This window comes from Peribacillus sp. NPDC096447, from assembly GCF_044762725.1.
GTDB lineage: Bacteria > Bacillota > Bacilli > Bacillales > DSM-1321 > Peribacillus.
This window is the reverse complement of sequence record NZ_JBIWEV010000004.1, coordinates 320,153-333,497: the sequence shown is the minus strand read 5'-3', so window position 1 is coordinate 333,497 and position 13,345 is coordinate 320,153. Positions and strand designations below refer to the sequence as shown.

Annotated in this window: 7 protein-coding genes and 1 pseudogene; 4 read left to right on the top strand and 4 right to left on the bottom strand. The window is 36.4% G+C overall.

Annotated features, from left to right (window positions below):
- The first annotated feature begins 212 nt into the window (after window positions 1-212).
- Window positions 213-2,009 carry an LTA synthase family protein gene (locus tag ACIQZD_RS15980; RefSeq protein WP_402904448.1) on the top strand — a complete coding sequence of 599 codons (1,797 nt, stop codon included), beginning with the start codon at window positions 213-215 and terminating at the stop codon, window positions 2,007-2,009.
- Window positions 2,010-2,029: 20 nt separating this feature from the next.
- On the opposite strand, the gene ACIQZD_RS15975 is transcribed toward ACIQZD_RS15980, so the two are convergent.
- The 4 genes from ACIQZD_RS15975 to tagD all read right to left on the bottom strand — a co-directional run bounded on the left by ACIQZD_RS15975 (window position 2,030) and on the right by tagD (window position 6,121).
- A complete protein-coding gene (locus ACIQZD_RS15975; RefSeq protein WP_402904446.1) occupies window positions 2,030-2,956 on the bottom strand; it encodes an LCP family glycopolymer transferase in 927 nt (308 codons plus the stop codon).
- Between the two features lie 289 nt (window positions 2,957-3,245).
- Window positions 3,246-4,286 (bottom strand): C40 family peptidase, encoded by a 1,041-nt coding sequence (locus ACIQZD_RS15970; RefSeq protein WP_402904444.1) that lies wholly within the window; start codon window positions 4,284-4,286, stop codon window positions 3,246-3,248.
- Between the two features lie 280 nt (window positions 4,287-4,566).
- Window positions 4,567-5,730: a CDP-glycerol glycerophosphotransferase family protein gene (locus ACIQZD_RS15965; RefSeq protein WP_402904442.1), complete on the bottom strand. Its 1,164-nt coding sequence runs from the start codon at window positions 5,728-5,730 to the stop codon at window positions 4,567-4,569.
- Complete coding sequence (tagD, locus tag ACIQZD_RS15960) at window positions 5,723-6,121, bottom strand: glycerol-3-phosphate cytidylyltransferase (RefSeq protein ID WP_057278149.1); 399 nt, start codon at window positions 6,119-6,121, stop codon at window positions 5,723-5,725. The genes ACIQZD_RS15965 and tagD overlap by 8 nt, the downstream gene beginning before the upstream one ends.
- A gap of 907 nt (window positions 6,122-7,028) precedes the next feature.
- Here tagD and ACIQZD_RS15955 point away from each other — a divergent pair.
- From ACIQZD_RS15955 to ACIQZD_RS15945, 3 genes and pseudogenes are all read left to right on the top strand, one after another.
- Complete coding sequence (locus tag ACIQZD_RS15955) at window positions 7,029-10,358, top strand: CDP-glycerol glycerophosphotransferase family protein (RefSeq protein WP_402904440.1); 3,330 nt, start codon at window positions 7,029-7,031, stop codon at window positions 10,356-10,358.
- Between the two features lie 102 nt (window positions 10,359-10,460).
- On the top strand, window positions 10,461-11,999 hold the full coding sequence (locus ACIQZD_RS15950; protein WP_402904438.1) for a glycosyltransferase family 2 protein: 1,539 nt from the start codon (window positions 10,461-10,463) through the stop codon (window positions 11,997-11,999).
- Between the two features lie 139 nt (window positions 12,000-12,138).
- A pseudogene (locus ACIQZD_RS15945) lies at window positions 12,139-13,344 on the top strand (CDP-glycerol glycerophosphotransferase family protein); the annotation flags it as partial.
- Between the last annotated feature and the right edge of the window lies 1 nt (window position 13,345).

The following is a 13,345-nucleotide window of genomic DNA, read 5'->3' as shown; positions in this document are numbered from 1 at the left end:
AGCTATTTTTTCCGGAGATCCAAAGCAAAGCCCTCATCCTGTTAGTGATGAAGGCTTTTTGTTTATAAAGGAAGTCATTAGTGCATAATATTTATGCCATTTTCTGTGTGCAATTTCTCATAAATGGCAACGCTAAGTAATATTTATAAGTAATCTTCCGCAATCAGGCTTAACTAAGGCTTGGAAATAATGAAGAGGAAAGTGGCAGGAGCATGAAGAATAACCGTAATCAACGCTTGAAGGAGAGGCTATTTGAGTTATTGTCATTCTCAATCGTGGCCATACTTTTCATTTATACGAATGATAGGATGGGTAACGATCTTTCTATTGGGATAATTACGATAATCATCGGTGTTGCCGGTTTTATTGTTTATCTGAAGGAATGGATATCGAATCGAATCGTAAAAGGCATCATTTTTTCAGTTTTCCTTCTTTCGATTATGGTCTTTTTCCTTGGTGACATCTGGTTTTACCGTTATTATTCGACACCTATAACATCCTATATGTGGATGCAAAAAAGCAACCTGAATGGGCTTGGTGAAAGTATATTCAGTATGATGGAAATGAAGGATGCAATCTTTCTTCTGGTAGGCATCCCAATAGCTGAGTCATTTGTGAAGAAAAAATACCCCCTCAAGCATATGGCGCTTGTACCGGCCGTAATATTCCTGATGATAGCAGGATTGAAGCCGGTCAAGAACATCTTTATCGACAAAGTAGATATAACCAGGCGTTATGAGGCGAATACCTTCTTGCGAAACTGGGGTCCGATCGGCCATCACGCATTGGATACGTATGCCTACTTTACTGACTCGGGAAGGCATGGAATGTCTTCGCAGGAAAAGAAGGCCGTTTCTGATTACTTCAATAAAAAGAAAAGAAAGGAAAATGGGCATTCAGGCTCCTTGGAGGGGAAGAATCTCATTATCATCCAGGTGGAATCTTTACAGGCGTTTCCGCTATTTCAAAGCAGTGCCGGGCAGGAGGTCACGCCATTCATGAATGAAATGGCGAAAGGGGGTTTGTACTTCCCCCATGTTTATCCACAGACGGTATTTGGGAATTCATCTGACGGAGAGCTTATCGTGAATACCGGATTATTTCCTTTAAAGCAGGGTGCGACCTTTTTTCGATTCCCATATAATGATTTTCCGGGTCTTGCTAAGGAATTAAAAAAGTCGGATTATCAAAGTTTTGCTTTCCACGGAGATGAAGAAGACTTTTGGAATAGGCAGCATGCATATCCCTCGCTAGGGTTTGATGACTATCTTTCCATAGAGGATATGTCGCAAGATGAGATGATTTCGATGGGATTGGGAGACCGCAGTTTCTTCAAGCAAAGCTATGATTTCTTAAAAGATAAACAAAATCCCTATTACGCTTTTTTCGTTACATTGACCAGCCATGTACCTTTTTCGCTGCCAGAGGAACAGATAACATTGAAGCCTGAAGTTGGAAAAGAGAACAGTTACCTGACTAAATATTTTGAAGCAATACATTATACAGATTCAGCCATCGGGGATTTCGTAAAGAGGTTGAAGGATGACGGGAAATTGAAAGACAGCGTGATTGTCATTTACGGAGATCATGATGGGCTATTTTTAAAAGATAAACACGAGGTAGAAGCGTATTACGGTAGTAAAATTAGCGATGAAGAGTGGATTGAAAAATATATGCCCATTCCCGTGATCATTTATCAGGAGGACATGGAAGGGAGAACGATCGATAAGGTAGCGGGCCAAGTCGATATTTTACCAACTCTATATGATCTGTTCAATATTAAGAGTTCTGCATATTTTGGAGAGAGCATGCTGAATGGTGAAGAGGGCGATGCTTTGATATTAAAAGGGGATTATGGTTCTCAAATGAAAATAAATGGGGAAGGCAAGGTCGAAGAATTTTCACCTGAAGACCAAAAGGAGATTGATCTGAGTGATCAAGTGATACGTTCCAATTACTTTAAACAAATGAAGGAAGAGAAAAAAGGTGAAAAAAAAGAGGATGACTGATAAAAGCCATCCTCCCTTCATCATAATCCCAGATGCGTTTTCACACGGTTTTGGGCTTCAAGCTTTGTATCTTCCGGAACGATGTTGTACCAAACGCCATCTACCCGTTGATTGTCACCTTCAAGTGTATATTGTTCAATATTTTTGAGGGATGATTTGTAGTTATTTTGGATGCTCAACATTTCATTGAAGCTTAAGTTGGTTTCCACGTTTTTACCTAGAGCTTCGAATATATCGTCATAATTGGTAAGTGTCGATAGGCTTGAACCTTTTTTCATGACAGCTTGGATAACCTGGCGTTGCCGCATTTGCCGTCCATAATCCCCGCGGGGATCTTCCTTACGGATTCGGGAATAAATCAAGGCCTCTTTACCATTTAAGTCGATTGTGCCTTTATTGAAAGTATAGCCTTTATAGGCAAGGTCCATATCATTATCGACTGTGACGCCACCAACAGCATTCACAATATCCTGAAAGCCTTCCATATTCATTTTGACGTAATAATCAATCGGAATATCCAAATAAGCTTCCACTGTATTTATCGACATGGCAACTCCGCCATATGCATAGGCATGGTTCATTTTATCATTTATACCTTTACCGATGATCTCTGTACGAGTATCCCTCGGTAAACTCAATAACTCAATCGATTCTTTTTTAGGATTAACCGTCATGACAATCATCGTATCTGATCTACCTGAGTCATTTTCTCTTTCATCCACACCAAGAATCAGCAATGAAAATGGATCTTTGCTTTTGAACTTGATGTCCTCCTCCCGTTTATCCGTTTTATGGGCTGTACCCTGCATAGTGCTAATCGCACCAGCTAATGATTGATAAACTGAAGCGCCATAAACACTTGCGCCAATGAAAAGGATAAGAAGGGTGAAGCTGATTATTTTAAACGTTTTGCGTTTCTTTTTCTTTTTTTTATGTTCGGATCTCATTTTAATATTCCTCCCTTAACCATCCCACAAAATGGAAGGTGTGAAAAAGTACCTAGTCGGTATTTTTAACTATACCTTTTTTTTGTCAAAAATAGAATAGTTTCTTTTTGTAGTTAGAGTGCATATTTACCATTTTTTATCCAAAAAAAACGAAGGATTCTAGAGAAACCGAATTCCTTCGTTGGCACATCATTCGATTGTTTCGTAATTTGGATAGCCAGAGATAAAGAAGCTATGATTCTTTTACATGAAATTGCCAGACTTTAAGAGAAAGTCTGGCAAGTAAATCTTATAGACTTCTATAACCGATGATTTTACTCTTGAAATAAGAGTTTGAAGTAGTACTGATTGTTACTCCCTTGCTTGATGAGGCATGAATGAATTCCCCGCCGCCCAAGTAGATTCCCATATGGCTTACCACTGATTTATTGGAACCTGTTGCAAAGAAGATAAGATCGCCGCTTTTCGGTGAAGTAACCTTTTTACCCATATCATAATATGTGGAAGATGAAAGCCTCGGTACGTCATACCCAGCCTTCTTGAATGTATAGTAAATGAATCCGCTGCAATCGAAACCTGATGGGGAGGAACCCGCCCACGAATATGGTGTACCAATTAATTTTTTTGCTTCGGAAACGAGCTTGGCCACTTTGTTCCCTGAACTTGGGGCTTCCACTTTTCCCTCATCGTTTTTATCCGCTGGGGCAGTACTTGCCGATTTACTTAGTTTTAGCTTTTGACCCACTCTGATTAAATCGGACTTTAAAGAGTTGATTGATTTAAGCTGAGTTACCGTCAAGTTGGTTTTTCTGGAAATCTTGGAAAGGGTGTCACCTTTTACCACAATGTATGTAGACGAATTGACTGGGGTCTGTGTAACATTGGATGGTTTGGAGCTGCCGGGTAAATCAATGGTAGTGGTAGTGGTTGATTTAGATACGATAAGTTTGTTACCTGCATAAATTCTATCGGATTTTAAGTTATTCAGTTTCATCAATTCAGCAAGTGTAAGGTTATGCTTGTTTGCTATCCTGGTTAAGGTGTCACCTGAAACAATGGTATATGTGGTTTTCTTTGTTTTTTTCACGGAAACTGAAGAAGCATTGGATGTTGTTTTGGAGTTGGGTGTAATTAATTTTTGATTGATTCTCAAAAAGTCTGATTTTAAGTTATTAAGCTGTTTTAAGTCTTTTACCGTCGTATGATGCTTCTGGGCGATTTTACTTAAGTTATCACCGCTTTTGACTGTATATGTACCGGCAAGGGCAGGAGAAACAAAAGTCGAAGATAAAATGGCTAATGTCGAAAATGCGACAACACTTTTTTTCACAATTTTCCACCTCTAATATGTCTTTTTCCCTATTCTAACAAAATAAATAGGTTTAAACATATTACATTTTTGTTACAAGGGGAAAATAGTAGTATTTTACTGGTTTATATTGGTGGGGTTTGAGTATTGTAATCTACAATATTTTCTATATTGTGAGTCTTTTTTCACATTGAGGAGTTTTGCGTTTCCATTTGTCATTATCTGTAAAAATGACTCTGTTTTTGGATGTGCATTTCCATTGAAAAAATGAAAACCCACTTCGTTTTACGAAGTGGGTTTTTTATTTAAAAAGGAAATCGACTAAATTCCTGCTTGAATTTCCTGTGGAGTATTCATTCCATTTTTGGTTAAAGGAAGCGATCTTCAGTAATGAATGATCGGCGGCACGGATTTTCTTTAAGAGCTCTTCTGTGGTAGATACCACGGGTCCGGGCATGGAAGAGGAGTAATCCTCCCAGAATCCCCGTTCCTGCACATACTTTTCTAAGTCATATGCAAAGAATATCATGGGTCTTTCCAAGAAAGAGAATTCAAATGGTATCGATGAGTAATCGGTTATTAAAAGATCCGTACTGATAAGCAGTTGATTAACGTGAAATTCACTATCGACAGGGTAAATGAATCCCGGGAATTTATCTTGTAAATCATGCTCTGCTTTAACTGCTGGATGCAGTTTTAGTAATAACGCATAATTTTCGCCCTGAAGTTCCTTGTAGAGCAATTCCAAATCAAGTGCAATCTCTCCGCTGTTCAAGCCGTCATTACGGAATGTAGGGGCATACAAAATTATTTTCTTATGCTCAAGTTCTGGATACCTGTCCAGCAAAGCATTACGGGCATTTCTTTTTGATTCATCATTGAAAAAGAAATCGGTCCGGGGTATCCCGGTCCTTAGGATATGGGATGCCGGCAGTTGAAAACTTTCTTGAAAAATCTCGGCCATTCTCTCTGAACCTGCCGTAACATAATCGAATTTGTTATATACCTCAAAAAATCTTTTCCTTGCACCGGCTGAACGGTTTTGAATGGAAGGGTCTTTTGCCCCGAATTGCTTAACGGCACCGGCCGCATGCCACACTTGAACACATGTCACTTGCTTTTTGAATGCAATGGCTGAAAGAAAGCCAAAATAATTATCGATGATAATCCATTTTGATGTAGCCAGATGATAAATCGATCGGATCATGGCCATGATATTTTTTGATTCAAACGGAAGGACGATGGTTTCCCCATCGTCCTTAACTTGTATGGAACTGCTTGATTTCATTAAAAATACTTTTTGAACGGAAATGTCCTGCTTGTCCATTTCATCTGCGATATATTGGCAATTGTCCCCGAATGATGTGACAAAGGTCGTTTTGTCATATAAAGGGAAAAGTTTAAAGATAGAGAATAAAACTTTGAAACAAAAAAGATAAATCCCTATCGCGAATTCTTTAGCCATTAGTAACTTGTAAAAGGTCATCTTTAATTTGGGAAGTCGAAATTCCGATTGTTCTTGGAAGGTAGACCACTTCACAAACTTCTGATAATTCATCGAATTGGCCTTTCCAGTCATCACCCATTACAAAGATATCTACACCTTCACGAACGATGTCTTCCCTCTTTTGTTCCCAATTGTCTTCCGGTATAACTTCATCCACATAGCGGATTGATTCAAGGATCATTTTTCTGTTTTCAAAGCTATGATAAGCTTTTTTATCTTTTAAAGCATTGAATTCATCCGTGGAAATGGCAACGATCAGATAATCCCCTAAATCTTTAGCGCGTTTTAATAGATTGATATGGCCCCAATGAAGCAAATCAAAGGTTCCGTAAGTGATTACTTTCTTCATTTTTATTCCTCCTTTAAAACTCTTAAACTGTTATTTAATCAAATTAATATATTTGGTCTATTAGAATATGAAATGGAACAATAAAACAGGCAACTAGCATTTCAATTCTGCTTGTTGTTTTCCTATATTTTTAGGCAATGACATTCTCTAACTAATTATAACTTAATAGCTTTACAAATAAACCACAATTTTTTTACAAATAAACCACAATTTTTACATTGATGATTATTGTAAATATCATTTTTTAAGCTAAAATTAAATGTTGACTAATTTGTAGGGCATAATAAAGTGTCTATATGGATGTATGTTTTATACTGAATGGTATTTAAAAATAATTTTTTTCGCATTACTTGAAGTAAGCTGATGAACGATAGATAAGAAAAATTTCATTATTCTTGCTGCAATCAGAATTAAGCCATTCACAATTTTACCACGTTTAGGAGAGAACAACTAGAGGAGCTTCATTAATCCCTGTTTTCTAATAGTGAAGGTGAAGCGGCAGAATTGTATGAAGGACAGATGATGGGCATGTATAGGCAATAAATCTATCGCCTAACATTTTTTAAGGATCCAATTAATGAAGTGCAAGTATTGTTTTGAAAGCGTCTTCTATGCAATTAAGAGAATTGTTTTTGCTATTCCCTTTCCATTCTGGCAACATGGAAGAACGGCAGTCCTTCCTTGGAAGTCTTATATTTACGGAATGTTTTTTAGTTTTAGTATGTTCGTTTTCGAATATGGGCTAACCAATATTGTCTTTTTTTGTTTATTAGAGGATTTATAGGTAATATACGGCAGTTCGCCTGTTTGTTTAATGATATTGAGGAAAAAGCCAAAAAAGTTTATGATTTTAAAGTACATTGAATGATTCGTTTCTATTTAAATAATTTGTAATAGGTGGTCTAAAATGATTAAAAAGCTTCTTGGAAAAGGGAAAGCAAAAAAAACTCCTAAAATTAAGCTGAAACAAGTTCTGACCATTGCGCAAGAGAAAGATGCACTGTTGATAAAAGGGGAATTTTCAATAGAACATTATTGCGCAAAAGAACTATGGCTATATTCTAGGGAGTACGAAGATCAAAAAATAAAAATAGCTGAATCGGTGAGTTCATCTAAATTCGAGTTTAAAGTAGATTTGAAAGATTTAATGCGGAAATTAGAAGGTGATGAACCGACTGTTTATGACTGTTATATAAAGGTTTCCGTTCCAGTTGAAAAGCTGAGCAAAAAAACGATACTTAATATCGAGCATAAAGCTGAATATGTAGAAGAGAACGAACAGGTTAATATCGAATATCCAATTCGTCTAGGGCGCTTCCAGGAAACGCACATGAACAATTTGAGTATTTATAACTATGAAGATAAACAAAGTATATTCTCTATAACAAATAAAGGGAATTTATCTCTTTACTTCAATAAAACCCCTAAAATTTCGATTAAGTCTCAAATTGAAAAAATCAAAAACAAATCGAAGACCATGCAAATTAATGGTCAAATTTTCACCAAGCATTCAAGTATCATAAAAGGTGAGGGCCTTGTAAAAGGAAGACAAAGTGACAAAGAATATTCGGCAAATATTTCTTTTATTCACAATAAGGAAATGAATATCAAGAAATATGGACTGAATCGTTATATATATGATTTGAGATTGGATTTAGAACAATTAGTCAGTGCGGATTTGGTAGATGATGTATATGACATTTACATGAAATTACATTTGCATGATCAGGAAGAGCCGAAAATGGTACGCGTCGGAAGACCAACCACCAGAACTAAATTATTTACTAAAGAGACCGATGTCAGCTCGAATAATGGAGTTGCTATCGTCAATCCATACTATACCTTTAAAGCATCCAATTTATCATTGGAAGTGTTTAACTTCTCTACGGAAAGTTATCGATATTTAAAAAGGATGATGGGGTGGAGGCGATTTTTGGCTTTATTTAAAAAGAAAAAGGATGTCTGGCTAATTGGAGAAAGAACGTATAAAGCCCAGGATACCGGATATCACTTTTTTAAATATATGAGGGAAAACCACCCAGAAAAAGAAGTGTATTATGTAATAGAAGAAAATTCAGTGGAAGCCAAGAATGTCGAGCCCTTTGGAAATATACTTTATTTCAAGTCAAAGGATCATATTAAAAAGACTATGGAATCGACCCGTATCATTTCATCACATCATCCGGATTATTTATATCCTTTAAGAACATCTGAATTTAAAAATCGTGTTAAGGGAGTTAAGGTATTTCTTCAACATGGTGTTATGGGCACGAAGAATATGGTGGCAAACTACGGTAAAAATGCAGTCTCAGGCTTTAGTACGGATGTTTTTCTGGTAAGTTCAGACTTCGAAAAGGATATGATTGTAACAGATTTTGGATACAACGAAAAAGAAGTATTCACGACGGGACTTTCGAGGTTCGACTCGTTGTTCAAGGATGATGTTTTAACAAAACGGCAATTATTGATCATTCCAACATGGAGAGATTGGATTACATCCGATGAAATATTTTTGGAAAGCGAGTATTTTGAAAGGTATCAGAAATTGGTGAATCACCCGGTTTTACATGAGTTATCTAAAAACAATGGGTTCGAAATCATTTTTTGCCTTCACCCTAATATGCAGAAGTTCACGTCTTATTTTAAAGATGCCCCTGTCAGGGTGATCAGTCAGGGTGAAGTGGATGTCCAAAGATTAATTAAGGAAAGCGCGATTATGATTACGGACTATTCAAGTGTAGCTTTTGATTTTAGTTTCCTGCATAAACCGGTAATTTATTATCAATTTGATAGAGATCGTTTCATAGGGAAAAGACCGTCACATTTGGATTTGGATAACGATCTTCCGGGTGAAATCGTTGATGAATTGGATGAATTGTTAGGAGTATTATCCGAATATGCCAACACTGATTTTGTCATGAAGAAAAAGTATATGGATAAGGCGAACCGTTTTATTAAATATCGCGATGTCCATTCTAATTCAAGGATATTCGAAGTGATTCAAAATGCAGAAAAAGATCAAAATTCACTAATTAAATTATATAACCATCCGATATCGAAACTCATTATGAATCGATTCAGGAAAAGTGATAAGTATTTCCCTGTCATGAAAAAAGTTTATAAAATCATGTCCAAGGTTATCCCGGTTGACCGGAACCTTATTCTTTTTGAAAGTGGGATAGGGAAGCAATTTGCCGATAGCCCGAAGTATATTTATGAAGAACTGGTCAAAAGGGATAATAAATATAAAAAGGTTTGGGTGTATAATGGCAATTTACCGATAAAAGGTAAGAATACAAAGCTGATTAAACGCTTAAGTCCGGAATACTATTATTATTTAGCCAAAGCAGGTTATTGGATAAATAATCAAAACTTCCCTACCTATTTAAGCAAACGGAAGGAAACGACATATATCCAGACTTGGCATGGTACCCCTTTGAAAAAAATGCTATTTGATATAGACAATATTCAAGGAAGAGACGAGGGGTACTTAAATCGAGTGCATGGTGCAACGAGAACTTGGGATTACTTAGTATCACCAAGTCCATACGCATCCAAGGCCTTCAGAAGTGCCTTCAAATATGAAGGGGAAATATTAGAAACGGGATATCCAAGAAATGATTTGTTTTACAGGGAAGATTCTTCGATAATCGCCAAGTCAGTGATGGAGAAATTGAAGATACCAAAAGGAAAAAAAGTCATCTTATATGCTCCTACATTCCGGGATAATCAAACTTCGAAAAACAATAAATTTATTTTCGAGCTGAAATTTGATTTGGAAAGAATGAAGGAGGAACTTGGGGATGAATATATCCTGTTGTTAAGGATGCATGTTGTTATAAGTAATAATCTCAGCATCCCGAGCGAATTTGAGGATTTCGTGATAAATGTATCCAATTATTCTGATATTCAGGAACTTTACCTGATTTCTGATATATTGATTACGGATTATTCTTCAGTAATGTTCGATTTTGCTAATACTGCTCGGCCGATTTTGTACTACACTTATGATTTGGAAGATTACAGAGATAACATCCGTGGATTCTATATGGATTTTGAAAAGGAAGCACCAGGTCCGTTTTTAAAAACAACTGAGGATATTATTGAAACTATTACCAATATTGATGATATAAACATGCAATATAAAGAGAGATATGGTTTATTTAGAGAGAAGTATTGTGGAATAGAGGACGGTAAAGCTACACAGAGAATCGTGGATAAATTTTTTAATGATTGATTCCTAAAATAAAGGGTATTGTTGCTTAAGTAACTGGTGAATTTGGCTGCCTGAGTCGAAACGTCTATGTTACCTCTAGATCTATAAAAGGAGAGGAATCGTATGAATTTCTTGGTGCGTCAAAAAGCGAGGGAACTTTTAAAGAGCGGCAATATCCTTATAAAAAATAATCCTGTAAGCTTAAGAAATAAATTTTTAGGAAAAGAAAAAAAAGTCACTGTAGTCACTGCTGCATATAATGCTGAAAAATTCATCAGGAAAACGATTGAATCAGTAATAAATCAAACCATGGGCATAGATCAGATTGAATATATCATCATTGATGATTGTTCGACAGATGGCACCAATAAAATCATTCAAGAGTATACAGCTAAATATAAAAATATCTGTTCAGTCACCCTTCAAGAAAATAATGGGTCACCTGGGACCCCGAGAAACATTGGAATAGAATTGGGAACATCCAAGTATATAACTTTTTTAGATGCGGATGACTGGCTTGCCCATGATGGACTGGAAAGCCTCTATAACATCCTGGAGGAAACCGGTGATGATTATGTGGTGGGCAAAACGGTAAAAGTCGAATCCGGGTCAGAGAGTGTTATCGGTGAGTTTGCTTCCGTTAAAGAAAGAAGAAGCATCACCCCTCTGGATGTTCCGCACTTTTTTTATCATATGGGTCCAACGGCCAGGATGATGAATCTGCCTATGGTTAAAGAAAATGAAATTGGTTTTCCGAATATGAAATTCGGTGAAGATAAATGGTTTTTTACTGATGTTTTCTTTAAAGTTAAAGCTGTATCAACTACTAAAAAACCTATTTATTATGTCAATAGAACGTCGGAAAACCCCTCTTCTTTAACACGTGTCACAAATGTGTTGGACAAAAGAAAAGCGGATATTGAAATAATAAAGTATATTCAATCCAAGGATGTTGCCATTGAATTGAAAAAGGTGGCTCTTAACCGGATTTATGAGTACGATATTGTAAAAACGTTCGACAGTCAAACCTTTGTGAAGTCCAAGAATAAAGAAGATTTTATAGAAATATTAAGGGAAGCTGTCGAAACTGCGAAAAACTTGTCATATGACTTAAAGAATGAATTTAAAGTACCTATTTATAAATTGGCACTTGAATTATTCATGGAGGACCGTATTGATGATTTCATAAAGTTGTTTGAATGGTTAAAGCGAGATTCCAATAAAAAATATTATATAAAAGATGGTTTACCCTATTATGAACTTCCATTTCTGAAAGGCGAATTTCGCTTTGTCAGGATACCGATGCTTGCCCGTGCACTGGATTCTTATATTATGGATAATGTCTACCACCAAAGTTTTGAGATTTATGGTGATGATATAAACAACATAAATTCTGTATTGTTACGAGATAGAACAAGAATCGACAATGAAATCAATTGCGGAGTTCAAATAGAAGGTAATAGAGGCCATTTCACTGTTTCATTGGATGAAATTGATAAAATGGAAAAGTCCTTATTTACGTTGTTCATTCGCTACAATGATTATCAATTGGTGAATATTAAAAGGATCCTGAAAAATAAGATGACGTATAATAAAAAAAATGTAGAGTTTTATACAACAGTGGCAAATAATTTGGGACTGGCAATAAAGTCTTTGGAGTAGCTGTTAGAAGCACACCAAAAATAAGCTCTCCCTTCTATTGGGCGAGCTTATTTTTAATTCGATTTATTAATATGGTTCACTTATCATTAATCAATAAAAAGGGAGATCGGATATGTCAAATGAAAAAATACAAACCTCAAAGAGACCTTCCTTTCTATCGCTAGTTAAAAATAAGGCTAAAGCAATTATTTTAAGAGGATATAAAATGGCTTTTGAATTGGCGGGCACAGTATTGCCAGTGGACCGGAAGCTAGTTATTTTTGAGAGCTTTTTGGGCAAGCAGTATAGCTGCAATCCCCGGGCGATTTATGAATACTTGCAGAGTAACCATCCTGAATATAAAATGTATTGGAGCGTAGATAAAAGATATACAGCTCATTTCGAAGAGGCAGGCATTCCATATCTCAATCGCTTTTCATTTAGTTGGCTGCTCAAAATGACAAGAGCCCAGTATTGGGTAACGAACAGCAGGCTCCCGCTTTGGATTCCGAAGCCGAAGCACACGATCTATTTGCAAACATGGCATGGGACTCCATTAAAGAAACTTGCGGCAGATATGAATGAAGTTCATATGCCTGGAACAACGACGGATAAATATAAAGAAAATTTCCATGCCGAATCAAGTAAATGGGATTATTTAATTTCACCGAACGCTTATTCAAGTGAGATTTTTGCCCGTGCCTTCAATGTCGATGCTGCTAAAATTCTGGAAACCGGTTATCCTCGCAATGATATACTTTACAATGGGAATAATCGTGATACAATCGACTCATTGAAACAGAAGTTGGGTATACCAATAGAGAAAAGGATCGTTTTATATGCCCCAACTTGGAGGGACGATGAGTTTTATAGCAAGGGAAAATATAAGTTTGAAATAAAACTCGATCTGGATCGAATGAGACAGGAATTGGGGGAGGAGTATGTCATTTTGCTCCGTCTTCATTACTTGGTTTCCGAGAACTTGGATTTATCGGCGTATCAAGGATTCGCCTATGATTTATCCAGTTACGAAGATATTAGTCATTTGTATCTTATTTCGGATTTATTAATAACTGATTATTCCTCCGTATTCTTTGATTACGCAAATTTACAGCGTCCGATGCTTTTCTATGTATATGATATTGAAAATTACAGGGACAAGCTTCGCGGGTTTTACTTTGATTTCGAAAAGAGTGCACCTGGTTTGTTAGTCAAAACATCTGATGCGGTCATTGATAGTATCAAGACGATGAAATATGAAAATACCAATGATAACAATCATTTTCACGAGCGGTTTTGTGCACTCGAGGATGGCCAGGCTTCACGCCGTGTCGTAGAAAAAGTGTTTTTAGGAAGGTCTGTGTAAT

Bases quoted from the DNA above. Each gene is read 5' to 3' on its own strand.
- tagD (WP_057278149.1), bottom strand. From the start codon at position 6,121: ATGAAGAAAGTAATCACTTACGGAACCTTTGATTTGCTTCATTGGGGC.
- ACIQZD_RS15975 (WP_402904446.1), bottom strand. From the start codon at position 2,956: ATGAGATCCGAACATAAAAAAAAGAAAAAGAAACGCAAAACGTTTAAA.
- ACIQZD_RS15955 (WP_402904440.1), top strand. From the start codon at position 7,029: ATGATTAAAAAGCTTCTTGGAAAAGGGAAAGCAAAAAAAACTCCTAAA.
- ACIQZD_RS15980 (WP_402904448.1), top strand. From the start codon at position 213: ATGAAGAATAACCGTAATCAACGCTTGAAGGAGAGGCTATTTGAGTTA.
- ACIQZD_RS15950 (WP_402904438.1), top strand. From the start codon at position 10,461: ATGAATTTCTTGGTGCGTCAAAAAGCGAGGGAACTTTTAAAGAGCGGC.
- ACIQZD_RS15965 (WP_402904442.1), bottom strand. From the start codon at position 5,730: ATGGCTAAAGAATTCGCGATAGGGATTTATCTTTTTTGTTTCAAAGTT.